The organism is Caballeronia sp. PC1, from assembly GCF_021353155.1.
GTDB lineage: Bacteria > Pseudomonadota > Gammaproteobacteria > Burkholderiales > Burkholderiaceae > Caballeronia > Caballeronia cordobensis.
The window spans coordinates 1,247,235-1,272,059 of the sequence record NZ_JAJUBH010000001.1 but is presented as its reverse complement, the minus strand read 5'-3'; the positions used below and the strand labels follow the sequence as shown (position 1 = coordinate 1,272,059).

The following is a 24,825-nucleotide window of genomic DNA, read 5'->3' as shown; positions in this document are numbered from 1 at the left end:
CGGAAGGCTGTCATTCTAGCCGCGACAGCAGACCTTTCGTGGCTATGGTAGGTTTTGCGATTGCCGGAAAACCAGCCAAGTTTCATTCCGACAACGCGCCAACACGAAGCCAACAGCGCGCAAACACCACGCCAACAAGAGGACAGCACATGAAGTTTCGGAAACTGGGTGATTCGGGTGTCGATGTCAGCCTGATCGGGCTCGGCACCATGACCTGGGGCGAGCAGAACACTGAAAGCGAAGCGCATCAGCAGATCGACCATGCGCTCGGCGAAGGCGTGAATCTGATCGATGCCGCCGAAATGTACCCGGTCCCGCCGCGTCCGGAGACGCAGGGCCGCACGGAGGAATACATCGGCACGTGGCTCGCGAAGAACGCCGCGAAGCGCGGCGATATCGTGCTCGCGACGAAGATCGCCGGGCCCGCGCGCCAGCCGCACAATCCGCGGCACATCCGCGGCGCGGGCAATCAGTTCGACCGCAAGAATCTGAACGAAGCCATCGACGGCAGCCTGAAACGCCTGCAAACGGATTACGTGGATCTGTATCAGCTGCACTGGCCCGACCGCAACACGATGACCTTCGGCCGCACGGCGTATCCGTATATCGACGACGAGTACACGGTGCCCATCGAGGAAACGCTCGTCGCGCTCGCCGAGCTGGTGAAGGCGGGCAAGATCCGTTACGTGGGCGTATCGAACGAAACGCCGTGGGGCGTCGCGCAATTCCTGCGCGCGGCCGAGAAAGCCGGGCTGCCGAAGATCGTCAGCATTCAGAATCCGTACAGCCTCGTGAACCGCACGTACGAGTTCGGCTTGTCCGAGTTCACGCACCGGGAAGGCGTCGGGCTGCTCGCCTACTCGCCGCTCGCGTTCGGCTGGCTGACCGGCAAGTACGAGGGCGGCGCACGCCCGGCGGGCGCGCGCATCACGCTTTACGAGCGCTTCCAGCGTTACAGCAAGCCGCAGGCGCTCGCGGCGATCACCTCCTACGTCGAACTGGCAAAACGCCACGGACTCACGCCGACGCAGCTCGCGCTCGGCTTCGTCAATACGCGGCAATTCACGACCAGCACGTTGATCGGCGCGACCTCGATCGCGCAACTGAAGGAGAACATCGAGAGCGTGAACGTCGAACTGTCGGATGAAATTCTGGCCGAAATCGACGCGCTGCACGAACGTCAGCCGAATCCCGCGCCGTGAAATTGCCTGTCCGGTCAACGATTTGACCAAAAATCGCATGGCCGGGACGCGAATGTGTCAGCATTGACGTTCGCGTTTTCATTCGATATCGCTACATAGTCGCCTGTAACGCCGGGCTAACTTTTGGCCCGTACTCTGCCGTAACGCCGCCCCGGGTCCTGCAATGCGGGATTCGCGGCGCGCTCCCCGAGTCACCCGCGGTGCGGTGCCGTTCGCGAGGCACTACACTTGCTCGATGGTCCTGGTTGCCCGCTGCGGCGCCTTTCGCCACAGCGCGCTCTTTGCAAAGGAGTCGTCGCTCATGTCTCAAGCATCATCGCAGGCCAAAGATCTCGATCGCCTCACGATCGACACCATCCGCACGCTTTCGATGGACGCCGTGCAGAAGGCCAATTCCGGCCACCCCGGCACGCCGATGGCGCTCGCGCCCGTCGCTTTCCATCTCTGGCAGAACCATCTGCGCTACGATCCGGACGCGCCGCTATGGCCGAATCGCGACCGCTTCGTGCTGTCCGTCGGCCATGCGTCGATGCTGCTGTACTCGCTGCTGCATCTCGCCGGCGTGAAGGAAGTCGACGAAGACGGCAAGCCGACGGGCCAGCCCGCCGTATCGCTCGACGACATCAAGCAGTTCCGCCAGATCGACAGCAAGACGCCGGGCCATCCGGAATTTCGCCTGACCACCGGCGTCGAGACGACGACCGGACCGCTCGGGCAAGGTCTCGGCAACAGTGTCGGCATGGCGATGGCCGCGCGCTGGAAGGAAGCCCGCTTCAACAAGGGCAAGGACACGCTCTTCGATTACCGCGTCTACGCGCTCTGCGGCGACGGCGACATGATGGAAGGCGTCTCGCACGAAGCGGCTTCGCTCGCGGGGCATCTGAAGCTGTCGAACCTGATCTGGATCTACGACAGCAACACGATCACGATCGAAGGCCACACGGAGCTTGCCTACAGCGACGATGTCGAGGCGCGCTTTCACGGCTACAACTGGCACACGCTGCACGTCGACGACGCCAACGACGCGACCGCGCTCGAAGCCGCCATCAACAAGGCGAAGTCGCATACCGACAAGCCGACGCTGATCGTCGTGAAGAGCATCATCGGCTGGGGCGCGCCGAACAAGCAGAACACCGCGAGCGCGCACGGCGAGGCGCTGGGCGAAGAGGAAGTCAAGCTCGCGAAGAAGTTCTACGGCTGGCCGGAAGACAAGCAGTTCTACGTGCCCGACGGCGTGATGCAGCATTTCGCGGACGGCATGGGCGCGCGCGGAAAGAAGGCGCACGATGAATGGAAGCAGCGTTTCGACGCCTACGAAAAGGCGCAGCCGGACCTTGCGAAAGAAGCGTGGCACATGCTGCGCAACACGCTTCCCGAAGGCTGGGAAAGCGCGATTCCGACCTTCGAGGCGGACGCGAAGGGACTCGCCACGCGCGACTCGTCGGGCAAGGTGCTGAATGCGATCGCGCAGCAGATTCCGTGGCTCATCGGCGGGGCGGCGGACCTGTCGCCGTCGACGAAAACGAATCTCAAGTTCGAAGGCGCGGGCAGCTTCGAGCACGACAGCTACGGCGGCCGCAATCTGCATTTCGGCATTCGCGAGCACGGCATGGGCGCGGTCTGCAACGGCCTCGCGCTGTCGAACCTGCGCGCGTACGGATCGACTTTCCTGATCTTCAGCGACTACATGAAGCCGCCGATCCGCCTCTCCGCGATCATGGAAGTGCCGGTGATCTACGTGTTCACGCACGATTCCATCGGCGTCGGGGAAGACGGGCCGACGCATCAGCCGATCGAGCAGCTCGCGACGCTGCGCGCGGTGCCGGGCCTATGCCTCTTGCGTCCCGCCGATGCCAACGAGGTCGGCGAAGCATGGCGCGTGGCGCTGTCGCATAGCAAGGAGCCGACGTGCCTCGTGCTGACACGCCAGGCGCTGCCGACCTTCGATCGCACGAAATACGCGTCGGCGGAAGGCGTGCGGCGCGGCGCGTACGTGCTCGCCGATACCGAAGGCGGCAAGAAGCCCGAGGTGCTGCTGCTCGCGACGGGCAGCGAAGTGTCTTTGTGCGTCGATGCCTACGAGAAGCTGAAGGCCGAAGGCGTCGCGGCGCGCGTCGTCTCCATGCCTTCGTGGGACATCTTCGAAAAGCAGGACGCGGCGTACAAGGAATCGGTGCTGCCCGACGACGTGCACGCGCGCGTCTGCGTGGAGCAGGCCGCCACGCTCGGCTGGGACCGCTATGTCGGCCGCCTGGGGTCGCAGATCGTGATGCACACGTTCGGCGCGTCGGCCCCGCTGAAGGCGCTCAAGACCAAGTTCGGCTTCACGCCGGAGGCGGTGTACGAGGCCGCGAAGAAACAGATCGAACGCGTCAAATCCAACGGCAAGGAGTGACCATCATGCAGATCGGCATCGTGGGACTGGGGCGCATGGGCGGCAATATCGGGCGTCGGCTGATGCGCGACGGGCATACGTGCGTCGTGTACGACCACGCTCCGGAGGCGACCCAGGCGCTGGCGAGCGAAGGCGCGACGGGCGCCAAGGATCTGGGCGATCTTGTGGCGAAGCTCGACGCGCCGCGCGTCATCTGGCTGATGCTGCCCGCGGGCAAGATCACCGAGGACACGCTCAATGACCTGCACAAGATTCTCGGCGCGGACGACGTGATCATCGACGGCGGCAATTCCTTCTACAAGGACGACATCCGCCGCGCCGCGCAATTGCGCGAGCAGGGCATTCATTATGTCGATGTCGGCACGTCGGGCGGCGTCTGGGGCCTGACGCGCGGCTATTGCATGATGATCGGCGGCGAGGAAGCGGTCGTGAAACGCATCGATCCGATTCTCGCGACGCTCGCGCCCGGACGCGGCGACATTCCCGAAACGCCGGGCCGCGAAGGGCGCGATCCGCGCGTCGAGAACGGCTACATGCATTGCGGGCCGGTCGGCTCGGGGCACTTCGTGAAGATGGTTCACAACGGCATCGAATACGGCTTGATGCAGGCCTATGCCGAAGGCTTTCACGTGCTCGAACGCAAGGACTCGAAAGAGCTGCCGGAAAACGAGCGCTATTCGCTCGATCTCGCCGATATCGCGGAAGTCTGGCGGCGCGGCAGTGTCGTGTCCTCGTGGCTGCTCGATCTGACCGCGGGCGCGCTCGCGGGCGACGGCTCGCTCGACCGCTATTCGGCCGAAGTCGCGGACAGCGGCGAAGGGCGCTGGACGATCGAGGCAGCGATCGAGGAAGCGGTGCCCGCGCAAGTGCTGTCGGCGGCGCTTTACACGCGCTTTCGCTCGCGCGATGCCGAGTCGTTCCCCGAGCGCATGCTGTCCGCGATGCGCTTCGGCTTCGACGGGCATCACGAGTTTCCGGCGAAGTAGGGCTTCGAAAACGGCGATGGACTTTCCAGGGTCCATCGCCGGTTTTCACTTCATCATGCGTCGCCTGAAAAGCCACGCACACAGGAAAAACGGCACGATCGCATAGGCGATCAATACGCCGAGATGCAGCGCCACGCCGTCGAACGGGCGGGCGAGCATCGCGCAGCGGATCAGTTCCACCGCGTGAAACAGCGGCAGCGCCTGCGCGGCGTGCTGCGCGAAGGCGGGCAGTTGCGCGATCGGGAAGAACACGCCGGAGAGCAGGAGCATCGGCGTGAGCGCGAGCGTTTGATAGAACATGAAGAAGTCGTAGCTCGGCGCGAGCGCGGTGACGACCATCGCCGTGCTCGCGAACGCAAGCCCGGTCAGCACGATGACGGGCAGCGCGATCAGCATCGACGGAAAGTTCCCGTAGCCGAGCGCGCCCGCGACCAGCATGATCGCCACGCCCGAGAGCACCGACTTGCTCGCGGCCCAGACGATCTCGCCGAGCACGATATCGCCGAGCGTGAGCGGCGTGTGCATGATCGCCTCCCACGTGCGCTGCACGTGCATGCGCGAAAAGCCCGAATACATCGCTTCGAAGCTAGACGACATCATCACGCTCGACGCCACCGTGCCTGCCGCGAGAAACGCGATATACGACACGCCGTCGACGTGCCCGACCATCAGCCCGAGGCCGAGCCCCAGGCCGAACAGATAGATCATCGGATCGGCGAGATTGCCGATCATCGAGGCGATCGCGAGCTTTTTCCACACAAGATAGTTGCGCCGCCACACCGACATCCAGTGCGTCGCGTTCGCGGGCAGCGCATTGGACAGCGGCGTCAGATTGTCCGAACCCTTCGGCTGCGTGCGCGGGCGTTTTCGGTCGACGCGCGTTCGTTCGAGCGTATCCATGGCTCAGTCCACCATCTCGCGTCCCGTGAGACGCAGGAACACATCTTCGAGATTCGCCGGGCGATGCAGATAGCGCACGTCGGCGCGGCCTTTCACGCGCGCATGCACGGGCTGCGGATCGTCGACGTAGCAAAAGAGCGTCTCGCCGCTCACTTCCATGCGCTCGACGAACGGCTCGAGTTCGGCGGCGAGCGCCTGCGGATCGGGTCCGTAGATCTCGATCACGTCCGAGCCGATCACCGATTCGATCAGATCGCGCGGCCGGCCTTCCGCGATCTTGCGGCCTTCCTCGATCACGCAGAGCCGGTCGCACAGGCGCTCGGCTTCTTCCATGAAGTGCGTCGTCAGGAGAATCGTCTTGCCGCGCGCGAGCAGCGAGCGCAAGCGCTCCCAGATGAGGTGCCGCGCCTGAGGATCGAGGCCCGTGGTCGGCTCGTCCATCACGAGGACATCGGGATCGTTGACGAGCGCGCGCGCAAGCGTGAGACGCCGCTTCATGCCGCCCGACAACTCGCCGACGCGCGCATCGGCCTTGCTCTCCAGCCGCGCAAACTCCAGCAGCGAAGGCACGAGCGCGTTCATGCGCGCGCCCGTCAGGCCGAAATAGCGGCCGAAGACGAGCAGGTTCTCGCGCACCGTGAAATCGGGATCGAGATTGTCGAACTGCGGCACGACGCCCACGCGCTCGCGCGCGAAACGGGCGCGCGCGGGCACCGGCTCGCCGACGAGCCGGATCGCGCCGCTGTCCGGCGACGTGATGCCGAGCAGCATCTTGAGCGTCGTCGTCTTGCCCGCGCCGTTCGGACCGAGCAGCCCGAAGCATTCGCCGGGCCGCACGTCGAACGACAGGCCATCGACGACGGTGCGCTCACCGTAGCGCTTCCTTACTTCGGTGAATTCGATGGCGCGCGTGCCGCTTTCATCGCCGGCGGTGCGTGTCGTTGCTTGCAATGTTTGATCAGTCATGCATTCGTGACGCAGGAAAAGCCGCAAAACCGCATAGGGAAATCCAGCGGGCTAGTGTAATCCAATGCACCAGCGCGGCGCTCGGCGTGCAACCGCAAGCGGCGCTCCTGGGTCAAACCTGTGCGCGGTGGGCCCGAACCGATTCCGGCTGAAACTGCCAGAGGCTTGTCCGCCGGGCGGCTCGCGGATCTGGCACGGTGCGAGCTAGCGTGCTGCTTCGGTTAGCGTTTTCCAGCGTTGTCACGCATGGTGCGACACACGAAGATGAAGACGCATTCGGCCACATTGGGCTGCGCGCGGACGCGAACGGCATTGGCCAGGGAGATCATGATGGAAAGCTATCGAAAGATCCTGCTCTGCTACGACGGCTCCAGAGAGGGCCGCAAGGCCTTGCGGCAGGGCGCCAATCTCGCGCTCGACCTGAACGCGGAGACGCACGTGCTCGCGGTGGTGGATATGCGTTCGAGCATCGCCCAGAGCGCCGGACTGCTAACCGATATGGCCTGTGGCCGCTTCGAGGAAGCCGCGCGCGATATTCTCCAGGAGGGCGTCGAGTGGCTGCGCGAACGCGGCCTGCAAGCGCAGGGGCACTTCGCGTTCGGGCATCCGATCGACGAAATCGCGGCACTCGCCGAGAGCCTTCAGGTCGATCTCGTCGTGGTGGGGCATCGCTGCCGCAGCGGGCTCGCGCGCTGGTGGATGGGCGCGGGCAACACGCCGCTGCTCGACCGCGTGAAGTGCAGCATTCTGGTCGCCGTGTGTCAGGCGGGCGAATCGGCCGAGGCGGAAGACGAAGCGGCGTACGCGGCGAAGCCGGTCAAGGCCGAAGCCGGCGCCTGAGTTCGCACGCGTGCCGGATCAACCGGCGAGATCGACCGCAACGAGCTTCCACGACACGAGCCCGTAGCGATGGAAGATCGCCGAGTAACGCGCATCGCCGGCGCCGTGCCGATAGGTGACGACGAACGTGTTGAAGTCCCTGTACCCGGCGGTGGTCTGCGGCGGCTCGGCAGGCGCCTGTTGCGCGGTCGCGACGCCGGAGGAAGGCGCGTTCGCCGCTGCGTTGTCGTGCGGCGCTGCGCTGTCGCCCGCGGGCGGCGGACGCTCGCCGGGATCGCCGCGCGGCGGAATGCCGTTCAGAATGGCAGCGACGCCGTCCGGCGTCGCGTACGAATCCACCAAAGGACCGACGAGCGCCGCGCCGATCATCGCACCGATGATTGCAAGCGGATTGCCGCTCTTCTGGATATCGATGCGGCGCGTGAGCAGCGCGGCGACCTGGTCCTTGAGGCTCGCGCGAAGCGCGGGAAAATCCACGTATTGATTGACGGTCTGCGCATCGCGCGCATCGGCTGCGCGCTTGACGCGATTCAATGCGATATACGGCGACGCATAAACGAAACCGAGCGCCGCGACGAGAACCAGAACGACGAGCGCGGTGAGAACAGATCGGGAAGTGCGTGACATGCGGCGGCGAAGCCTCTCTTGCAGAATGTGATCCGGGATTGACCACGCCGATGCGCGATAAATCCCGGAGCATCGTGCATTCACGCGAGAATGCCGCCCGCGAGCTCCGCGCTTTCCTCGGCGATGCAACGGTCGATCATGCGCGACACTTCATCGATCTTGCCGACCAGAATGACGCGCGATTGCCCGCGATAGACCCGCACCGGTGCGCGTTGAGCGGGCTCCGCGTGCACACCGCTGTTCAACGACACGCGCGCGAAAGCCGGCTGGCGGGACGGCAGCGCGGGCATGTCGTCGAAGAGATCCGGCGTGGTTTCGGCGCGCGGCATGCCGCACGCGATCAGCGTGCGCAGATGGCGCAGGCGGCCGAATTGACGGAAGGGCAGCAGACGGGCAAAACGTTCCATGATGACTCTCCAGACGATAGGACGCACCGCGGCGCACCGCGCGCGGTGGCCGTCATGCTTGTTGTAGTTGAGACGCCTGAGGGCGTTCGAAGCAGTGTGTGAAGAGAGTTTCCGCTGTCACCGAGACATTTTCTGTCTCTTTGTGACGAGCGAGGCGACATTTATTCTGCCGCCTGCCACTCCCTCCGCTGCCCCGTCAGAACTCGCCCGAACGGATCAAACCGACCGCGATGCCTTCCAGCGCGAAATCGCCGCTGCCGGAGCGCACGAAGATGTTTTCATAGTCCGGGTTCTCGGCAATCAATTCGACGCCGTCCGCCCGGCGCTTCCAGCGCTTCACGGTGACGTCATCGCCAAGACGGGCGACGACGATCTGTCCGTCTTTCGCTTCATTGCGCTTTTGCACCGCGAGCAGATCGCCGTCGAGAATGCCGGCGTCGCGCATCGAAAGGCCGCGAACCTTGAGCAGATAGTCCGGCTTGCTGGAAAAGAGCGCGGGATCGCACGCGTAGTGCTGCGAGATATGCTCCTGCGCGAGGATCGGGCTGCCCGCCGCGACGCGCCCGACCAGCGGCAGCGACAGTTGCATGATGCTCTGATGCGGCAGCGTGAACTGATGCGGCAGATCCTCCGCGCGATCGAGGCGCGACACGTCGCCGAGCAGCCGGATGCCGCGCGACGAGCCCGCCGCCAGCTCGATCACCCCCTTGCGCGCCAGCGCCCGAAGATGTTCCTCAGCCGAGTTCGCCGAACTGAAGCCGAGCTCCGCCGCGATCTCCGCGCGTGTCGGCGGGAAGCCGGTGCGGTCGATCGCGCGCTGGATCAGTTCGAAAACCTGCTGTTGCCGCGCGGTAAGTTTTGATGTTCTGGTCACAGGCTAGGCCCCTGATGCACTGTATGAATGGACAGATCACTGTATTTTTATACAGTATAGCCCACTTTTCAAGCTTTACTTTAAGTTCGACCGTGCGGCCGCGAAGCCGCGTCGCTTCGCGCTTCTTCCACCCAGGAATAAGGTTCTTAGCAGTTTTACGTATAAAAAAGTGAGAAACGATTATTTCTAATCATATAGACCCGTCGATAGACTGATTCCGTCAATTCGATAAGACGGAGAACGGGGAATGCAAAGCATCAACACGGGATTGCGAAGGCTGCTGGCAGCGGCGACGCTCGGCGCGGCGGGCCTGATCATGACTGCACCGGCGCATGCCGACACGTCGTTTCTGAACGTTTCCTACGATCCGACTCGCGAGCTGTATCAAGACTTCAATCAGGCGTTCGCGAAAAAATGGAAGGCCGATACGGGCGAGACGGTGACGTTCAAGCAGTCGCACGGCGGCTCGGGCGGTCAGGCGCGCGCGGTGCTCGACGGCCTGCAGGCCGATGTCGTGACGCTCGCGCTCGCCTACGACATCGACGCGCTCGCGGGCAAGGGCCTCGTCGGCGCGGACTGGCAGAAGCGTCTGCCGGACAATGCGTCGCCCTACACCTCGACGATCGTGTTTCTCGTGCGCAAGGGCAATCCGAAGCACATCAAGGACTGGGACGATCTGGCGAAGCCTGGCGTTTCCATCGTCACGCCGAATCCGAAGACTTCGGGCGGCGCGCGCTGGAACTATCTCGCGGCGTGGGCCTATGCGCAGCACAAGCCGGGCGGCAACGAGCAGACCGCGAAGGACTTCGTCACGAAGCTGTACAAGAACGCGGGCGTGCTCGATTCCGGCGCGCGCGGCGCGACGACGAGCTTCGTGCAGCGCGGGCAGGGCGACGTGCTGATCGCGTGGGAGAACGAGGCGTTCCTGTCGCTCAAGGAGTTCGGCACGGACAAGTTCGAGATCGTGGTGCCTTCGGTGAGCATTCTCGCGGAGCCGCCGGTCGCGGTCGTCGACAAGGTGGTCGACAAGCACGGCACGCGCAAGCTCGCGGAAGCGTATCTCAAGTACCTCTATAGCGACGAAGGCCAGCAGATCGCCGCGCGCAATTTCTATCGTCCGCGCTCGGACAAGGTGCCGGCCGAGCTCACGAAGCAGTTCCCGAAGCTCAAGCTCTACACCATCGACGACACGTTCGGCGGCTGGACCAAGGCGCAGAAGACGCACTTCGCGGACGGCGGCGTGTTCGATTCGATCTATCAACCGCAATAAGCGAACGAAGCGGCGACGCGGCGCATAAGACGCCGCGCCCGCGAGAAGACGCGTCCGACCCCGGCGCGCAAACAAGGATGACTCAAGGATGACGACCCTCACATTCAGGAAGCCGAGCGCGCTTCCCGGGTTCGGCCTGACGATCGGCATCACGGTGGCGTATCTGAGCCTCGTGGTGCTGATTCCGCTTGCCGCGACCTTCGCGAAGACCGCGACGCTCGACTGGGCGCAGTTCGTGCGCGCGGTGACATCGCCGCGCGTGCTGGCCTCGTACCGGCTCACTTTCAGCGCGGCGCTCGGCGGCGCCCTCATCAACGCGGTGTTCGGCTTTCTCGTCGCGTGGGTGCTGGTGCGGTACACGTTCCCGTTCAAGCGCATCGTCGATGCGATCGTCGATCTGCCGTTCGCGCTGCCGACGTCGGTGGCCGGCATTTCGCTCGCGGCCGTGTACGCGGGCAACGGCTGGATCGGGCAGTATCTCGCGCCGCTCGGCATCAAGGTCGCGTTCACGCCGCTCGGCGTACTCGTCGCGCTGACGTTCATCGGCTTGCCGTTCGTCGTGCGCACGGTGCAGCCCGTGCTCGAAGACTTCGAGCGCGAGCAGGAAGAAGCCGCCGCGTGCCTGGGCGCGACGCGCTGGCTCACCTTCCGCCGCGTCGTGCTGCCTTCGCTCTTTCCCGCGCTTCTGACCGGTTTCGCGCTCGCGTTCGCGCGCGCACTCGGCGAGTACGGCTCGGTGATTTTCATCGCGGGCAACGTGCCGATGAAGTCCGAGATCACGTCGCTGCTCATCATCACCAAGCTGGAGCAGTACGACTACGCCGGCGCGACCGCGCTCGCGGTGGTGATGCTGTGCGTGTCGTTCCTGATGCTGCTGCTCATCAACACGCTGCAGTGGTTCCTGCAACGGCGCACGAGCAAGACGGGCGCGGCGCCCGCCAGTGTCGCGCTGGCAGCGGGAGAAACGGCATGAGCAAGGTGCTTCCGTTGCAAACGGCGACCCGTCGCGACGCGCAAAACATGAATCCCGTCACCGAGCCGCGCGCGGTGCGCTGGCTGCTGACCGGCATCGCGCTCGTCTTCCTGGCGCTCTTTCTCGTCGTGCCGCTCGCCGCCGTGTTCGTGCAGGCGTTCGCGAAGGGCATCGACTATTACTTCGAATCGCTGAAGGACCCGGACGCGTGGTCGGCGATCAAGCTGACGTTGATGACAGCCGCGATCGCCGTGCCGTTGAACGTGGTGTTCGGGCTCGCCGCGTCATGGGCGATCGCGAAGTTCGAGTTCAAGGGCAAGGCGCTCCTGACGACGCTGATCGACCTGCCGTTCTCCGTGTCGCCGGTGATCTCCGGTCTCATCTACGTGCTGATGTTCGGCGCGCAGGGCTGGTTCGGTCCGTGGCTCGCCGCGCACGACGTGCAGATCATCTTCGCGGTGCCGGGCATCGTGCTCGCGACGATCTTCGTCACGTTCCCGTTCGTCGCGCGCGAGCTGATTCCGCTGATGCAGGCGCAAGGCAACGACGAAGAGGAAGCGGCGCATGTGCTCGGCGCATCGGGCTGGCAGATTTTCCGGCGCGTGACGCTGCCCAACGTGAAGTGGGGCCTGCTCTACGGCGTGATTCTCTGCAACGCGCGCGCGATGGGCGAGTTCGGCGCGGTGTCGGTGGTCTCGGGCCACATCCGCGGCCAGACCGACACGATGCCGCTGCACGTCGAAATTCTCTACAACGAATACAACTTCTCGGCTGCCTTCGCGGTGGCGTCGCTGCTCGCGCTGCTGGCGCTCGTGACGCTCGCGCTGAAGCTCCTCGCGGAGCGGCGCATGACGCAAGCCGTCACCGAAGCCAAAGCCACCGCACAGAATTGAAGAGGCCGACACCATCATGAGCATCATCGTTCGCAATCTGCAAAAACGCTTCGGCGATTTCACCGCGCTCGACAACGTCTCGCTCGACTTTCCGGCGGGCGAACTGGTCGCGCTGCTCGGGCCGTCGGGCTGCGGCAAGACCACGCTCCTGCGCGTGATCGCGGGCCTCGAATTCGCCGATGCGGGACAGGTCGTGCTGCACGGCGAGGACGTCGCGGAAGTCGGCGCGCGCGAGCGGCAAGTGGGCTTCGTGTTCCAGCATTACGCGCTGTTTCGCCATATGACCGTGTTCGAGAACGTCGCGTTCGGCCTGCGCGTGAAGCCGCGCCGCGAGCGTCCCGCGGAATCCGTGATTCGCGAGAAGGTGCACGAGCTTCTGAAACTCGTGCAGCTCGACTGGCTATCGGAGCGTTTTCCCTCGGAGCTTTCGGGCGGGCAGCGTCAGCGTATCGCGCTCGCGCGTGCGCTCGCCGTCGAGCCGAAAGTGCTCCTGCTCGACGAACCCTTCGGCGCGCTCGACGCCAAAGTGCGCAAGGAATTGCGCAGCTGGCTGCGCCGTCTGCACGACGATCTGCATATCTCGACGCTTTTCGTCACGCACGACCAGGAAGAGGCGCTCGAAGTGGCGGACCGTATCGTCGTGATGAATCACGGGCGTGTGGAGCAGGTGGGCAGTCCGCAAGACGTGTACGATCATCCGCAGACGTCGTTCGTCTACGAATTTCTCGGCGCGGCGAACCGGCTGCAGGGCAATGTCGATGCGAACGGTTTCATCGCCGATGGCGCCGCGAGCCCGATCGCCGCGAATGCGCATTTCAGCGGCCGCGCGCTTGCGTACGTGCGCCCGCACGATATCGCGCTGTATCCCGCCGATGGCGCGCACCGCGACGGCATCACGGTCGGCGTGCGGCGCGTCGTGACGCTCGGCGGCTCGGTGCGCGTCGAGCTCGAAGGCAGCGGCGGCGTGATCGAGGCGGAACTGGATCGCGAGGCATGGCGCGCGCTCAGGCTCGATATCGGCGATGGCGTCACCGCCGTGCCGCGCGCCTTGCGCGTGTTTCCCGCGCAATGAAGACACCATAAAAATAGAGAGGCTGAAATGAACTTCCAGCAATTGCGCTTCGTGCGCGAAGCCGTGCGTCAGAACATGAATCTGACGGAGGTCGCCAACGTGCTCTACACGTCGCAGTCGGGCGTGTCGAAGCAGATCAAGGATCTCGAGGACGAACTCGGCGTCGATATCTTCATCCGCCGGGGCAAGCGGCTCACCGGTCTCACGGAGCCGGGCAAAGAGGTGCATCAACTGATCGAGCGCATGCTGCTCGACGCCGAAAATCTGCGGCGCGTGGCGCGCCAGTTCGCGGATCAGGACAACGGCCATCTCGTCGTCGCGACGACGCACACGCAGGCGCGTTATGCGTTGCCCAAGGTTATCCGCCGGTTCACCGAAGTCTTCCCGAAAGTGCATCTCGCGCTGCGCCAGGGCAGCCCGCAGCAGATCGCGCAGATGATCATCAACGGCGAAGCGGATATCGGCATCTCGACCGAAGCGCTCGACCGTTATCCGGACATCGTCACGTTTCCGTGCTATTCGTGGCATCACACGGTCGTGGTGCCGAAGGATCATCCGCTCGTCGGGCGCGAAAACATCACGCTCGAACAGATCGCCGAATATCCGATTGTCACCTACGACACCGATTTCACCGGCCGCTCGCACGTCGATCAGGCGTTCGCGAGCGCGGGCGCGATTCCCGACATCGTGCTGACCGCGATCGACGCCGACGTCATCAAGACGTATGTCGAGCTGGGCATGGGCATCGGCATCGTCGCGGCGATGGCGTACGACGCGAAGCGCGACACCGAACTGGTCGCGCTCGATACGCAGCATCTGTTCGAAGCCAGCACGACGCGCGTCGGCCTGAGAAAGGGCGCGTTCCTGCGCGCGTACGCGTACCGGCTGATCGAAATGTTCGCACCGCAACTCGACGAAGCGCAGATCGCCGCGCAGCTTCGCGAAGCGGCTTGATCGAACCGTGAGTCGCGCGCCGGCTGATTTACAATCGCCGGCATGAACACTTCTTCTCTACCTCGCATCGCCGTGCTCGCAACGGGCGGCACCATCGCCGGACAAGCGGGCGATGCATCGAAGACGGCGGGCTACAAGGCGGGCGTCGTCGGCGTCGACAAATTGCTCGATGCCGTGCCCGCGTTGTCGGCCGTCGCGCGCATTCACGCCGAGCAAATCGCGAGCATCGACAGCAAGGACATGAGCGCCGCGCTGTGGACGGCGCTCTCGCGCCGTATCGATGCAGTGCTCGCGCAGGACGATATCGATGGCGTCGTCGTCACGCACGGCACCGATACGCTCGAAGAAACCGCCTACCTGCTGCATCTCACGGTGAAGAGCACGAAGCCCGTCGTGCTGACGGCGGCGATGCGCCCGTCGACCGCGCTGTCCGCCGACGGCCCGCTGAACCTGCTGAATGCGGTGACGGTCGCGGCGTCGAAGGACGCGGCGGGCAAGGGCGTGCTCGTCGCGTTCAACAACCAGATTCACAGCGCGCGCGATGTCGTCAAGACGAGCACCTACGCGGTCGATGCGTTCCGGTCGCCCGAAACCGGCGCGCTCGGCTTCGTGCAGGACGGGCGCGTGGAATTTCAGCGCATGGTCCTGCGGCCGCATACCGCCGCGAGCGAATTCGCGGTGGCCGATCAGTGGCCGATGGTGGAAGTCGTCACGAGCCATGCGGATGCCTCGCGCGTGACGGTCGATGCGCTCGTCGCGGCGGGCGCGCAAGGCATCGTCGTGGCGGGCACGGGCAATGGCTCGATGCACGCGACGCTCACGCAGGCGATCGCCGATGCGGTGAAGCAGGGCGTCGCGGTAGTGCGCGCGTCGCGCGTGGGCTCGGGGCACGTGATGCGCAACGGCGCGGCCAGCGACGATGCGCTCGGCACCATCAGCGCGGGCACGCTCAATCCGTACAAGGCGCGCGTGCTGCTGATGCTGGCTTTGGCCGCGGGCGCGAAAGACCTGCAGCGCATCTTCGATACGTACTGAGCGTACTGAAAACAAAAAACGCGAACGGAGGTTCGCGTTTTTTGCGTCATGCTTGCGGCGGTATCAGGCGGCGGGAATGCGCAGCACCTGACCCGGGTAGATCTTGTCCGGGCTCTTCAGCATCGGCTTGTTCGCTTCGAAGATCAGATCGTTCTTCGAACCGTTGCCGTAATACTTCTCGGCAATCTTCCATAGATTGTCGCCCGACACCACGGTGTAGTACTGCGACTCGGGCTCGGCGTTCGGCACGGTCAGTTGATCGTCGACCTTGTCGACGTGCTGCACGTTGCCCGCGGCGACCAGAATCTTTTCCTTCGTAGCCTGATCCGCTGCCTGACCCGACACGGTCACGGTATGCGACGCGCCGTCGTACTTGACTTGCAGATTGTCCGCGTCGAGACCTTGCGAGCGGATATACGTCGCGATGGCTTCGCCCGCTTTCTGGTTGAGCGCGGCGACATCGACGGGCGCCGCTGCGGGAGCGGCCTGCGCGCTCGGCGTGGCTGCGCCGAAGAGTTTTTCGCCTGCTTCCTTGATAAAGCTGAGGATACCCATTGTTCAACTCCTTAATTAAATGGTGATTGAGGGCTCGCGAAGTCTAGGCAGATTAGTCGCGATGACCACCAGATAGTTCTGAGTTTCAACAAAAGGATTTGTAGCACCGCACATGCGTCAACGGTAGAACACAACTAGCAACAATCCGACGCGGACACCCGACGACAAACCGTCTGACCGACCAAGGCTTACCCGGCGCACCGCCGGGTGCCGCTTCTCGGACCCCACTGTGCCGCCCTCAGCCCAGAGCGGCAGTTGTCCCGCGTGCCCATACGCGGGACGCCCCACGGTTCAGGTGACGCGTTACGCGGCCTTGGCTTGCGCCGGCTCGTCGGCCACCTGGAAGTTCGACATGATCTCGAGCGCGCGCACGAGCGCCGAGTGATCCCATGCTTTGCCGCCGTTCGCCGCGCACACGCTGAACAACTGTTGCGCGCTCGCGGTGTGGGGCAGGGCGAGACCCATCTTGCGCGCGCCGTCGAGCGCGAGGTTCAGGTCCTTCTGATGCAGTTCGATACGGAAGCCCGGGTTGAACGTGCGCTTGGTCATGCGCTCGCCGTGCACCTCGAGGATGCGCGACGATGCGAAGCCGCCCATCAGCGCTTTGCGCACGCGTTCCGGATCGGCGCCCGAGCGCGCGGCGAAGAGCAGCGCCTCGGCGACGGCCTCGATGTTCAGCGCGACGATGATCTGGTTCGCGACCTTGCAGGTCTGGCCCGCGCCGTTGTCGCCAATGAGCGAAATGTTCTTGCCCATCAGGTCGAAGAGCGGCTTGGCCACGGCGAACGACTTTTCCGGCCCGCCGACCATGATCGTGAGCGTCGCTTCGCGTGCGCCGACTTCGCCGCCGGACACTGGCGCGTCGAGATAATCGCAGCCGAGCGCGTTGATCTTCTTCGCGAATTCCTGCGTTTCGAGCGGCGCGATCGAGCTCATGTCGATGACGAGCTTGCCCTTCGACAGGCCCTTCGCGACGCCGTCATCGGCGAACAGCACATTGGCGACATCGGGCGTGTCGGGCACCATCGTGATGACGATCTCGCTCGCCTGCGCCACTGCGCTCGAATCGTCCACGACTTTCGTCTGCGCGCGGATATCGTCCGGCACCGGATACTTGCCGTTCACGACGAGCGAATGACCGCCCTTGATGAGATTGCGCGCCATGTGCGCACCCATGATGCCGAGGCCGATGAAACCGATCGTTGCCATACTTTGTGCTCCTCCTTAACGTTTTTTACGCGGTGGCGGCGGTCTTCACGCCACCGATGCTCTGCAGCCAGCCGAGGCCCGCTTCCGTCCCGTTGAGCGGCTTGTACTCGCAGCCGATCCAGCCTTGATAGCCGATCTCGTCGAGCAGCGCGAACAGGAACGCGTAGTTGATTTCGCCGGTGCCCGGTTCGTTGCGGCCGGGGTTGTCGGCGAGCTGGATATGCGCGATCTGCGGCAGATTCTTCCTGATCGTCGCGGCGAGCTCGCCTTCCATGCGCTGCATGTGATAGATGTCGTACTGCAGGAACAGATTGTCCGAGCCGACCGCGCGGATCACGTCCAGGCCTTCCTTCGAGCGGTTCAGCGCGAAGCCCGGAATGTCATACGCGTTGCACGGCTCGACGAGCAGCCTGATACCTTCTTTTTTCAGTGCTTCGGCTGCGAATCTCAGGTTCTCGATGATCGTCGTGCGTGCCTGTTCCGCCGACACGCCCGCCGTCGGAATGCCGACGAGGCAGTTCAGTTGCGGCACGTTCAGCGCCTTCGCGTACTCGATCGCGCGCGGCACGCCTTCGCGGAATTCCGCGACGCGGTCCGGCAGGCAGGCGATGCCGCGTTCGCCCGCTTCCCAGTTGCCCGCGGGCAGGTTGTGCAGCACGATCCGCAGATCGTTCTCTTTCAGGCGCTGCTGAATATCGCCGATCGAGAACGCGTACGGGAACAGGAACTCGACCGCCTTGAAACCCGCGTTCGCCGCCGCCGCAAAGCGGTCGAGGAACGGGACTTCATTGAAGAGCATGGTCAAATTCGCGGCAAATTTCGGCATTGTTCTTTCCTGTTGGTCGGTCAGTGAAGGGCGCTTCGTTCAGTCGAGCGGCGTGACGGCGGTCGGCGCATCGGCCTTCGTTTCGGCGAGCTCTTCGAACTCGTTGATGGCGTCGATCTCGGTGCCCATCGCGATGTTCGTCACGCGCTCGAGAATCATCTCGACAACGACCGGAACCTGATGCTCCGCCGCGAGCGCCTGCGCCTGCTTGAGCGCCGGCGCGATGTCTTCCGGCTTGTGCACGCGCAGCGCCTTGCAGCCGAGACCTTCGGCCACCGCGACGTGATCGACGCCATAGCCTTCGAGTTCAGGCGCGTTGATGTTGTCGAACGCGAGCTGCACGCAGTAGTCCATGTCGAAGCCGCGCTGCGCCTGACGGATGAGGCCCAGATACGAGTTGTTCACGACCACATGCACGTACGGCAGCTTGAACTGCGCGCCCACAGCCAGTTCTTCGATCATGAACTGGAAGTCGTAGTCGCCCGACAGCGCGACGATCTTGCGTTGCGGATCGGCTGCACGCACGCCGAGCGCGGCGGGAATCGTCCAGCCGAGCGGGCCGGCCTGGCCGCAGTTGATCCAGTTGCGCGCCTTGAACACATGCAGGAATTGCGCGCCGGCGATCTGCGACAGACCGATCGTCGTCACGAAGCAGGTGTCGCGGTCGAACGCGAGGTTCATTTCTTCGTAGACGCGCTGCGGCTTCATCGGCACGTTGTCGAAGTGCGTCTTGCGCTGGAGCGTGCGCTTGCGCTGCTGGCAATCGGCAACCCACGCGCTGCGATCCTTCAGCTTGCCCGCGGCCTTCCATTCCTTCGCCACTTCGACGAACAGTTCGAGCGCGGCCTTCGCATCCGACACGATGCCGAGGTCCGGTCCGAACACGCGGCCGATCTGCGTCGGCTCGATATCCACGTGCACGAACTTACGGCCCTTGGTGTAAACCTCGACGCTGCCGGTGTGGCGATTCGCCCAGCGATTGCCGATGCCGAGCACGAAGTCGGAGGCGAGCATCGTCGCGTTGCCGTAACGGTGCGACGTCTGCAAGCCGACCATGCCGGCCATCAGCGGATGATCGTCGGGGATCGCGCCCCAGGACATGAGCGTGGGAATCACGGGCACGCCGAGCGTTTCCGCGAATTGCACGAGCAGGTCTTCCGCCGCGGCGTTCAGCACGCCGCCGCCCGACACGATCAACGGCTTTTCGGCGTCGTTGAGCATCGAGAGCGCCTTTTCGATCTGCGCGCGCGTGGCTTTCGGCTTATAGACCGGCAGCGGCTCGTACGTGTCGATGTCGAATTCGATTTCGGCCAGTTGCACGTCGATCGGCAGGTCGACCAGCACCGGACCCGGACGGCCCGAGCGCATCAGGTGGAATGCCTGCTGGAACACGCGTGGCACGAGCGCCGGCTCGCGCACCGTGACGGCCCACTTGGTGACGGGCTTGGCGATCGATTCGATATCGACGGCCTGGAAATCTTCCTTGTACAGACGCGCGCGCGGCGCCTGGCCGGTGATCGCGAGAATGGGGATCGAATCGGCCTGGGCGGAGTAGAGGCCGGTGATCATGTCCGTGCCCGCCGGACCCGACGTGCCGATGCAAACGCCGATGTTGCCCGGCGCCGCGCGGGTATAACCTTCGGCCATGTGCGACGCGCCTTCGACGTGACGCGCGAGCACGTGGCTGATGCCGCCCGACTTCTTCATCGCCGAGTAGAACGGGTTGATGGCCGCGCCCGGCACGCCGAACGCGGTATCGATTCCTTCTTTTTCCAGCACGAGGACGGCTGCGTCGACGGCTCTCATCTTGGGCATGATTGTCTCCTTCCTGGGGTCTCTATCCGAAATCGCTGTCTGCATATGAAGCAGGGTTCCATTGCACTTTAAGTTTGTGAAAAAGGTTTGATAAGATCAGTCGGAGTCGCTTTATCCCGTACAAAAAGTTTCGAATGGCGCTGCGGGGCGGTTTGGAGACGATTGGAGACGCGAGATGGACCGTTTCAAGCAGATCGAGACTTTCGTGCGCGTGGCCGAGGCAGGCAGTCTCGCCGCCGCGGCGCTGGAGGAGGGCGTGTCGCCGGTGATCCTCGGACGTCGCATCGACGCGCTGGAGAAGCGCCTGGGCGTCAAGCTGATGTACCGTTCGACGCGGCGGCTCGTCGTCAGCGAGGAGGGCGCGGCGTTCCTCGATCGCTGCAAGAATCTGCTGTCGGAATGGGATCAGGCGGAAAACGAGCTCGCGGCGGGACGGCGCGCGGTCGGCGGACATCTGATCGTGTCGGCGCCGGCGGCGTTCGGGCGCATGCATGTCGCGCCGCACGCGCCCGTCTTCCTCGCGGACAAGCCCGAATTGCAGATGTCGTTCAATCTGACCGATCGCGTCGTGGATCTGGTGCGCGAGGGCTACGATCTGTCGATACGCATCGGCGGGGCGGTCGATCCGAACTTCGTCGCGGTGAAACTGGCGAGCAACCGGCGCGTCGTGTGCGGCACGCCCGCGTATTTCAAGAAGCACGGCCGGCCGAAAACGCTCGAAGATCTGCCCAGTCACAATTGCCTCGCGTTCAATCTGCAAGGGGGCCAGAACCGCGGCTGGTATTTCCGCCGCAACGGCAAAGTCGTGACGGTGCGCGTCTCCGGCAACCTCGATTGCAACGACGGCGAGTTGCTGCATCGCTGGGCGTCGGAAGGACTCGGGCTCGGCTGGCGCTCGACGTGGGAAATCCAGCGGCAACTGGAGTCGGGGGAGCTGGAAACGGTGCTCGACGAGTTCGAATTGCCCGACTACGACATCCTGGCGGTCTACCCGCAGCAGCGCTACGTACCGGCGCGCGTGCGCTACTTCATTGATTATCTTAAGGAAATCTACGCGCAACCCGGTTATTGGAGCCGTCCGCTCACGCTTCCGGGCGAACCGCGCGCGGGAGCCCGCGCACGGCCGCTAACTGCTTGAAAACGCGCTCGAAATGGCAATTGCGCGAGCGCATACAAAAAGCTATAATCTCCGGCTTCTCACTTGCCGCACCGGTCCGACGCCCGGGCGGCTTCTATCCAAAAGTTCGCACAAGGAGTGAATATGCGTCATTACGAAATCGTCTTTATCGTGCACCCCGATCAGAGCGAGCAAGTGCCCGCCATGATCGAGCGCTACAAGGGCACGATCACGTCGCACGGTGGCCAGATCCACCGTATCGAAGACTGGGGCCGCCGCCAACTGGCCTACATGATCGAGAAACTCGCCAAGGCTCACTACGTCTGCATGAACATCGAATGCGATCAGGCCACGCTCGAAGAGCTGGAGCACGCATTCAAGTTCAACGACGCCGTGCTGCGTCACCTCATCGTCAAGATGAAGAAGGCCGAAACCGGCCCGTCGCCGATGATGAAGGAAGTGCAGCGCGAAGAAGCCAAGAAGGCGGCCAGCCAGCCGTCCGAAGCGCAGGCTTAAGGCGAACGCATTCGCCACAGCCACCAAGGTTTAAGTGAACCGGCTGCAACTGACAGCAAGCGTCGTGGAACGCGAACCGGTGCGACACACGCCCGCCGGCATTCCGATCGCAAGCTGCACGTTGCAACACGCCGCGGAAGTCGTCGAAGCGGGCATCGTCCGCAAGATCGAACTGACCCTGCAGGCGGTCGCGGCCGGTGAAGCGAGCGGCAAGCTGGAAAGCTGTCCGATGGGCGTCGAAACACGCTTCACGGGCTTTCTGGCGAAACGAAGCCGTAACGCGCGAACTTTGGTGTTTCACATCACAGAATTGCAGGACATTGGAAAGGACTAATCATGCCCCGCCCGACTGGTAAGAAATTCGACAAGCGTCGTCAGCAACAAAACCCGCTCTTCAAGCGCAAGAAGTTCTGCCGTTTCACGGCAGCCGGTGTCGAGCAGATCGACTACAAGGACACGGAAACGCTGAAGGACTTCATCGGCGAAAACGGCAAGATCACGCCGGCTCGTCTGACTGGCACGAAGGCGCACTATCAGCGCCAGCTCGACACGGCAATCAAGCGCGCGCGTTTCCTCGCGCTGCTGCCGTACACCGACCTGCACAAGGCCTAATCAGACGACGCACTAAGGAAAGCCAAAAATGCAAATCATTCTTTTGGAAAAGGTCGTCAACCTGGGCAACCTCGGCGACATCGTCAAGGTCAAGGACGGCTACGCACGTAACTTCCTGATCCCCGGCAAGAAGGCACGCCGCGCAACGAAAGACGCAATCGCCGAATTCGAAGTTCGCCGCGCCGAACTCGAAAAGGTCGCTGCTGAAAAACTGTCGGCTGCGCAAGCGCAAGGCGAAAAGCTGAGCGGCTTCACGGTTCAGATCTCGCAGAAGGCTGGCGTCGACGGCCGTCTGTTCGGTTCGGTCACGAACGCGGACATCGCCGATGCGCTGAAGAAGCAAGGCTTCGCGGAAGTGGAAAAGGCGCAAGTGCGTCTGCCGGAAGGCCCGCTCAAGATGGTCGGCGACCATCCGGTTCAAGTGGCGCTGCACACGGACGTGCTGGTCGACGTCACGGTGTCGGTGCTCGGCGAGCACGCGTAAGTTTCAAGCGAGGCCGCGCGCCTCGCGTCGTATTACAAAAAGCGGGAGTCGATGCGACTCCCGCTTTTTTTCGTCTGAACGTAGTAGCGCACGCTGTATTTCATCGATAATTCCACCCCATGAACGCTCCGTCCAAAGACCCGCAACTCGACGCGCTGAAGGTCCCGCCGCACTCGATCGAAGCCGAGCAATCCGTGATCGGCGGCCTGCTGCTGGACAACGCAGCATGGGACCGTATTGCCGATGTCATGCATCAGAGCGATTTCTATCGCTACGACCATCGCATCATCTACGAGCACATCGGCAAGCTGATCGCGGCGACGCGCCCGGCTGACGTCATCACCGTCTACGAAGCGCTCACGATGGCCGGAAAGGCCGAGGAAGTGGGCGGGCTCGCGTATCTGAACGCGCTCGCGCAGAACACGCCGAGCGCGGCGAATATCCGCCGCTATGCCGAGATCGTGCGCGACCGCGCGGTGTTGCGGCGTCTAGTCTCGGTCGCGGATGAAATCTCCGCCGACGCCTTCAATCCGCAAGGCAAGGAAGTCCGCCAGATTCTCGACGAAGCCGAAGCGCGCGTGTTCTCGATCGCGGAAGACGGCGCGCGCGGCACGCAAGGCTTCCTCGAAATCGGACCACTGCTCACGCAGGTCGTCGAGCGCATCGACACGCTGTATCACACCGCCAATCCGAGCGACGTGACCGGCACGCCGACCGGCTTCGTCGATCTCGACCGCATGACCTCGGGCATGCACGGCGGCGAGCTGATCATCGTGGCAGGCCGTCCGTCGATGGGTAAGACGGCGTTCTCGATGAACGTCGGCGAATACGTGGCGGTGGAATATGGTTTGCCCGTCGCGGTGTTCTCGATGGAAATGCCCGGCACGCAACTGACGATGCGTATGCTCGGCTCGGTCGGCCGGCTCGATCAGCACCGCATGCGCACGGGCCGCCTCACCGACGAAGACTGGCCGAAACTCACGCACGCCGTGCAGAAAATGAGCGAGGCGCAGCTTTTCATCGACGAAACCGGCGGCCTGAATCCGATGGAACTGCGCTCGCGTGCGCGCCGTCTGTCGCGGCAATGCGGCAAGCTCGGGCTGATCATCGTCGACTATCTTCAGCTTATGTCCGGCTCGGGCGGCGGCGAAAACCGCGCGACCGAAATCTCGGAAATCTCGCGTTCGCTCAAGAGTCTCGCGAAGGAACTCGACGTGCCCGTGATCGCGCTGTCGCAGTTGAACCGCGGCCTGGAGCAGCGCCCGAACAAGCGGCCGATCATGTCCGACTTGCGCGAGTCGGGCGCAATCGAGCAGGACGCGGACGTGATCCTCTTCATCTATCGCGACGAAGTCTACAACCCCGACAGCCCCGACAAGGGCACGGCGGAAATCATCATCGGCAAGCAGCGTAACGGCCCGATCGGCCCGGTGCGCCTGACCTTCCACGGTCAGTACACGAAGTTCGACAACTTCGCCGGCGCGCAGAACTTCTACGGCGGCGAATAAGCCTTTTATCGCATCAACTGTCAAGCGTTCGCGTCATCCGCGCGTCTGCGCCCGTTCAACGCGCGGTGCGCCGGATGGTGGGCGCAGGTACAATATGTCAGTTTGATGTCTGCCTCACATTTGACCCATTTAACGGGATTTTCATGTTCGGTCGTTTCATGCCCACCGAGGGCAAATTTTTCGAGATCTTCAACGAGCACGCGAAGTGCATGGTCGACGCCAGCCGCGAGCTCGAACTGCTGATCGACAATCTCGACGAAGCAGAGGTTCACAAGCAGAAGGTCCAGGCGAACGAAAAGCGCGCGGACAAGCTCACGCACGAAACCATCGACCTGCTGCACAAGACGTTCATCACGCCGCTCGACCGCGACGAAATCCACAAGCTCATCACCACGATGGACGACATCCTCGATCTGATGGAGGACGTCGCAACGGCCATTTCGCTGTATGACGTGCGTGCAGTGACGTCCGAAGCGAGCCAGCTCGCGCATATCTGCACGGGCACCGTCACGCGCGTGCAGCAGGCCGTGGCATTGCTGGCCGACATGAAGCGCGCGAGCGAGATCCTGAAGATCTGCGAGGAAATCGACCGTCTGGAGTCGGACGCGGACCGCGTGCTGCGCTCGGCGATGTCGAAGCTCTTCCGCGAGGAAGACGACGTGAAGACGCTCATCAAGCTAAAAGCGATCTACGAGTTGCTCGAGACGATCACCGACAAGTGTGAAGACGTCGCGAACATCATCGAAGGCATCGTGCTGGAAAACGCCTGATCATGCCGCCGCGCCCGCG

At 63.6% G+C, this 24,825-nt stretch carries 26 protein-coding genes; 17 read left to right on the top strand and 9 right to left on the bottom strand.

Going from position 1 to position 24,825, the window contains the following annotated elements:
* The first annotated feature begins 149 nt into the window (after positions 1 to 149).
* The 3 genes from LY284_RS06045 (at position 150) to gnd (ending at position 4,583) form a co-directional block, all read left to right on the top strand.
* Positions 150 to 1,202: an NADP(H)-dependent aldo-keto reductase gene (locus LY284_RS06045; RefSeq protein ID WP_014191211.1), complete on the top strand. Its 1,053-nt coding sequence runs from the start codon at positions 150 to 152 to the stop codon at positions 1,200 to 1,202.
* 301 nt (positions 1,203 to 1,503) lie between these two features.
* Entirely contained in the window at positions 1,504 to 3,597 is a 2,094-nt protein-coding gene (gene tkt / locus LY284_RS06040) for a transketolase (RefSeq protein ID WP_014191212.1), read from the top strand.
* Between the two features lie 5 nt (positions 3,598 to 3,602).
* Positions 3,603 to 4,583, top strand: a complete 981-nt coding sequence (gene gnd, locus LY284_RS06035; RefSeq protein ID WP_233385295.1) for a phosphogluconate dehydrogenase (NAD(+)-dependent, decarboxylating) — start codon at positions 3,603 to 3,605, stop codon at positions 4,581 to 4,583.
* Positions 4,584 to 4,628: 45 nt separating this feature from the next.
* Here gnd and LY284_RS06030 read toward each other — a convergent pair whose 3' ends face one another.
* Both LY284_RS06030 and nodI read right to left on the bottom strand, forming a co-directional pair.
* Positions 4,629 to 5,483: an ABC transporter permease gene (locus LY284_RS06030; protein ID WP_014191214.1), complete on the bottom strand. Its 855-nt coding sequence runs from the start codon at positions 5,481 to 5,483 to the stop codon at positions 4,629 to 4,631.
* Positions 5,484 to 5,486: 3 nt separating this feature from the next.
* Positions 5,487 to 6,449 carry a nodulation factor ABC transporter ATP-binding protein NodI gene (gene nodI, locus LY284_RS06025; RefSeq protein ID WP_014191215.1) on the bottom strand — a complete coding sequence of 321 codons (963 nt, stop codon included), beginning with the start codon at positions 6,447 to 6,449 and terminating at the stop codon, positions 5,487 to 5,489.
* Positions 6,450 to 6,779: 330 nt separating this feature from the next.
* Between nodI and LY284_RS06020 the strand changes: the two genes are divergently transcribed.
* Entirely contained in the window at positions 6,780 to 7,289 is a 510-nt protein-coding gene (locus LY284_RS06020; RefSeq protein ID WP_041731023.1) for a universal stress protein, read from the top strand.
* 18 nt (positions 7,290 to 7,307) lie between these two features.
* Here the strand turns inward: LY284_RS06020 and LY284_RS06015 are convergent, their stop codons facing one another.
* The 3 genes from LY284_RS06015 to lexA form a co-directional block, all read right to left on the bottom strand.
* Positions 7,308 to 7,916: a DUF2939 domain-containing protein gene (locus tag LY284_RS06015; protein ID WP_014191217.1), complete on the bottom strand. Its 609-nt coding sequence runs from the start codon at positions 7,914 to 7,916 to the stop codon at positions 7,308 to 7,310.
* 80 nt (positions 7,917 to 7,996) lie between these two features.
* Positions 7,997 to 8,323 (bottom strand): hypothetical protein, encoded by a 327-nt coding sequence (locus LY284_RS06010; protein WP_014191218.1) that lies wholly within the window; start codon positions 8,321 to 8,323, stop codon positions 7,997 to 7,999.
* A 196-nt stretch (positions 8,324 to 8,519) separates the two neighbouring features.
* Positions 8,520 to 9,197 (bottom strand): transcriptional repressor LexA, encoded by a 678-nt coding sequence (lexA, locus tag LY284_RS06005; protein WP_014191219.1) that lies wholly within the window; start codon positions 9,195 to 9,197, stop codon positions 8,520 to 8,522.
* A 247-nt stretch (positions 9,198 to 9,444) separates the two neighbouring features.
* Here lexA and LY284_RS06000 point away from each other — a divergent pair, with 247 nt between their 5' ends.
* The 6 genes from LY284_RS06000 (at position 9,445) to LY284_RS05975 (ending at position 15,394) form a co-directional block, all read left to right on the top strand.
* Complete coding sequence (locus tag LY284_RS06000; protein WP_014191220.1) at positions 9,445 to 10,467, top strand: sulfate ABC transporter substrate-binding protein; 1,023 nt, start codon at positions 9,445 to 9,447, stop codon at positions 10,465 to 10,467.
* Between the two features lie 88 nt (positions 10,468 to 10,555).
* Positions 10,556 to 11,440, top strand: coding sequence for a sulfate ABC transporter permease subunit CysT (gene cysT / locus LY284_RS05995; protein WP_014191221.1), 885 nt, complete (start codon positions 10,556 to 10,558; stop codon positions 11,438 to 11,440).
* Positions 11,437 to 12,333: a sulfate ABC transporter permease subunit CysW gene (cysW, locus tag LY284_RS05990; RefSeq protein ID WP_014191222.1), complete on the top strand. Its 897-nt coding sequence runs from the start codon at positions 11,437 to 11,439 to the stop codon at positions 12,331 to 12,333. Before cysT ends, cysW begins: the two co-directional genes overlap by 4 nt.
* Before the next feature lie 16 nt (positions 12,334 to 12,349).
* Positions 12,350 to 13,405, top strand: coding sequence for a sulfate/molybdate ABC transporter ATP-binding protein (locus LY284_RS05985; RefSeq protein ID WP_014191223.1), 1,056 nt, complete (start codon positions 12,350 to 12,352; stop codon positions 13,403 to 13,405).
* A gap of 27 nt (positions 13,406 to 13,432) precedes the next feature.
* Positions 13,433 to 14,359: a CysB family HTH-type transcriptional regulator gene (locus LY284_RS05980; protein ID WP_014191224.1), complete on the top strand. Its 927-nt coding sequence runs from the start codon at positions 13,433 to 13,435 to the stop codon at positions 14,357 to 14,359.
* A 42-nt stretch (positions 14,360 to 14,401) separates the two neighbouring features.
* Entirely contained in the window at positions 14,402 to 15,394 is a 993-nt protein-coding gene (locus LY284_RS05975; RefSeq protein WP_014191225.1) for an asparaginase, read from the top strand.
* 63 nt (positions 15,395 to 15,457) lie between these two features.
* Here the strand turns inward: LY284_RS05975 and lysM are convergent, their stop codons facing one another.
* From lysM to gcl, 4 genes are all read right to left on the bottom strand, one after another.
* On the bottom strand, positions 15,458 to 15,949 hold the full coding sequence (lysM, locus tag LY284_RS05970) for a peptidoglycan-binding protein LysM (protein WP_014191226.1): 492 nt from the start codon (positions 15,947 to 15,949) through the stop codon (positions 15,458 to 15,460).
* A 303-nt stretch (positions 15,950 to 16,252) separates the two neighbouring features.
* Positions 16,253 to 17,158 (bottom strand): 2-hydroxy-3-oxopropionate reductase, encoded by a 906-nt coding sequence (locus LY284_RS05965; RefSeq protein ID WP_014191227.1) that lies wholly within the window; start codon positions 17,156 to 17,158, stop codon positions 16,253 to 16,255.
* A gap of 25 nt (positions 17,159 to 17,183) precedes the next feature.
* Positions 17,184 to 17,984, bottom strand: a complete 801-nt coding sequence (gene hyi, locus LY284_RS05960) for a hydroxypyruvate isomerase (protein WP_014191228.1) — start codon at positions 17,982 to 17,984, stop codon at positions 17,184 to 17,186.
* 39 nt (positions 17,985 to 18,023) lie between these two features.
* Positions 18,024 to 19,799, bottom strand: coding sequence for a glyoxylate carboligase (gene gcl / locus LY284_RS05955; RefSeq protein WP_014191229.1), 1,776 nt, complete (start codon positions 19,797 to 19,799; stop codon positions 18,024 to 18,026).
* Positions 19,800 to 19,974: 175 nt separating this feature from the next.
* Between gcl and LY284_RS05950 the strand changes: the two genes are divergently transcribed.
* The 7 genes from LY284_RS05950 (at position 19,975) to LY284_RS05920 (ending at position 24,806) form a co-directional block, all read left to right on the top strand.
* A complete protein-coding gene (locus tag LY284_RS05950; protein ID WP_233385272.1) occupies positions 19,975 to 20,937 on the top strand; it encodes a LysR family transcriptional regulator in 963 nt (320 codons plus the stop codon).
* Positions 20,938 to 21,060: 123 nt separating this feature from the next.
* On the top strand, positions 21,061 to 21,432 hold the full coding sequence (gene rpsF, locus LY284_RS05945; RefSeq protein ID WP_014191231.1) for a 30S ribosomal protein S6: 372 nt from the start codon (positions 21,061 to 21,063) through the stop codon (positions 21,430 to 21,432).
* A 34-nt stretch (positions 21,433 to 21,466) separates the two neighbouring features.
* On the top strand, positions 21,467 to 21,766 hold the full coding sequence (gene priB, locus LY284_RS05940; RefSeq protein WP_233385258.1) for a primosomal replication protein N: 300 nt from the start codon (positions 21,467 to 21,469) through the stop codon (positions 21,764 to 21,766).
* 2 nt (positions 21,767 to 21,768) lie between these two features.
* Positions 21,769 to 22,044: a 30S ribosomal protein S18 gene (gene rpsR / locus LY284_RS05935; RefSeq protein WP_014191233.1), complete on the top strand. Its 276-nt coding sequence runs from the start codon at positions 21,769 to 21,771 to the stop codon at positions 22,042 to 22,044.
* Between the two features lie 28 nt (positions 22,045 to 22,072).
* Positions 22,073 to 22,528, top strand: coding sequence for a 50S ribosomal protein L9 (rplI, locus tag LY284_RS05930; RefSeq protein WP_014191234.1), 456 nt, complete (start codon positions 22,073 to 22,075; stop codon positions 22,526 to 22,528).
* A 119-nt stretch (positions 22,529 to 22,647) separates the two neighbouring features.
* Entirely contained in the window at positions 22,648 to 24,036 is a 1,389-nt protein-coding gene (locus LY284_RS05925; RefSeq protein WP_014191235.1) for a replicative DNA helicase, read from the top strand.
* Positions 24,037 to 24,179: 143 nt separating this feature from the next.
* The gene (locus tag LY284_RS05920; protein ID WP_014191236.1) at positions 24,180 to 24,806 is read left to right on the top strand and encodes a DUF47 domain-containing protein; all 627 of its coding nucleotides are present in this window, start codon (positions 24,180 to 24,182) and stop codon (positions 24,804 to 24,806) included.
* Positions 24,807 to 24,825 lie beyond the last annotated feature (19 nt).

Coding starts and splice junctions, on each gene's coding strand:
- LY284_RS06045 (WP_014191211.1), top strand. CDS start 150: ATGAAGTTTCGGAAACTGGGTGATTCGGGTGTCGATGTCAGCCTGATC.
- tkt (WP_014191212.1), top strand. CDS start 1,504: ATGTCTCAAGCATCATCGCAGGCCAAAGATCTCGATCGCCTCACGATC.
- gnd (WP_233385295.1), top strand. CDS start 3,603: ATGCAGATCGGCATCGTGGGACTGGGGCGCATGGGCGGCAATATCGGG.
- LY284_RS06030 (WP_014191214.1), bottom strand. CDS start 5,483: ATGGATACGCTCGAACGAACGCGCGTCGACCGAAAACGCCCGCGCACG.
- nodI (WP_014191215.1), bottom strand. CDS start 6,449: ATGACTGATCAAACATTGCAAGCAACGACACGCACCGCCGGCGATGAA.
- LY284_RS06020 (WP_041731023.1), top strand. CDS start 6,780: ATGGAAAGCTATCGAAAGATCCTGCTCTGCTACGACGGCTCCAGAGAG.
- LY284_RS06015 (WP_014191217.1), bottom strand. CDS start 7,916: ATGTCACGCACTTCCCGATCTGTTCTCACCGCGCTCGTCGTTCTGGTT.
- LY284_RS06010 (WP_014191218.1), bottom strand. CDS start 8,323: ATGGAACGTTTTGCCCGTCTGCTGCCCTTCCGTCAATTCGGCCGCCTG.
- LY284_RS06000 (WP_014191220.1), top strand. CDS start 9,445: ATGCAAAGCATCAACACGGGATTGCGAAGGCTGCTGGCAGCGGCGACG.
- cysT (WP_014191221.1), top strand. CDS start 10,556: ATGACGACCCTCACATTCAGGAAGCCGAGCGCGCTTCCCGGGTTCGGC.
- cysW (WP_014191222.1), top strand. CDS start 11,437: ATGAGCAAGGTGCTTCCGTTGCAAACGGCGACCCGTCGCGACGCGCAA.
- LY284_RS05985 (WP_014191223.1), top strand. CDS start 12,350: ATGAGCATCATCGTTCGCAATCTGCAAAAACGCTTCGGCGATTTCACC.
- LY284_RS05980 (WP_014191224.1), top strand. CDS start 13,433: ATGAACTTCCAGCAATTGCGCTTCGTGCGCGAAGCCGTGCGTCAGAAC.
- LY284_RS05975 (WP_014191225.1), top strand. CDS start 14,402: ATGAACACTTCTTCTCTACCTCGCATCGCCGTGCTCGCAACGGGCGGC.
- lysM (WP_014191226.1), bottom strand. CDS start 15,949: ATGGGTATCCTCAGCTTTATCAAGGAAGCAGGCGAAAAACTCTTCGGC.
- LY284_RS05965 (WP_014191227.1), bottom strand. CDS start 17,158: ATGGCAACGATCGGTTTCATCGGCCTCGGCATCATGGGTGCGCACATG.
- hyi (WP_014191228.1), bottom strand. CDS start 17,984: ATGCCGAAATTTGCCGCGAATTTGACCATGCTCTTCAATGAAGTCCCG.
- gcl (WP_014191229.1), bottom strand. CDS start 19,799: ATGCCCAAGATGAGAGCCGTCGACGCAGCCGTCCTCGTGCTGGAAAAA.
- LY284_RS05950 (WP_233385272.1), top strand. CDS start 19,975: ATGGACCGTTTCAAGCAGATCGAGACTTTCGTGCGCGTGGCCGAGGCA.
- rpsF (WP_014191231.1), top strand. CDS start 21,061: ATGCGTCATTACGAAATCGTCTTTATCGTGCACCCCGATCAGAGCGAG.
- rpsR (WP_014191233.1), top strand. CDS start 21,769: ATGCCCCGCCCGACTGGTAAGAAATTCGACAAGCGTCGTCAGCAACAA.
- rplI (WP_014191234.1), top strand. CDS start 22,073: ATGCAAATCATTCTTTTGGAAAAGGTCGTCAACCTGGGCAACCTCGGC.
- LY284_RS05925 (WP_014191235.1), top strand. CDS start 22,648: ATGAACGCTCCGTCCAAAGACCCGCAACTCGACGCGCTGAAGGTCCCG.
- LY284_RS05920 (WP_014191236.1), top strand. CDS start 24,180: ATGTTCGGTCGTTTCATGCCCACCGAGGGCAAATTTTTCGAGATCTTC.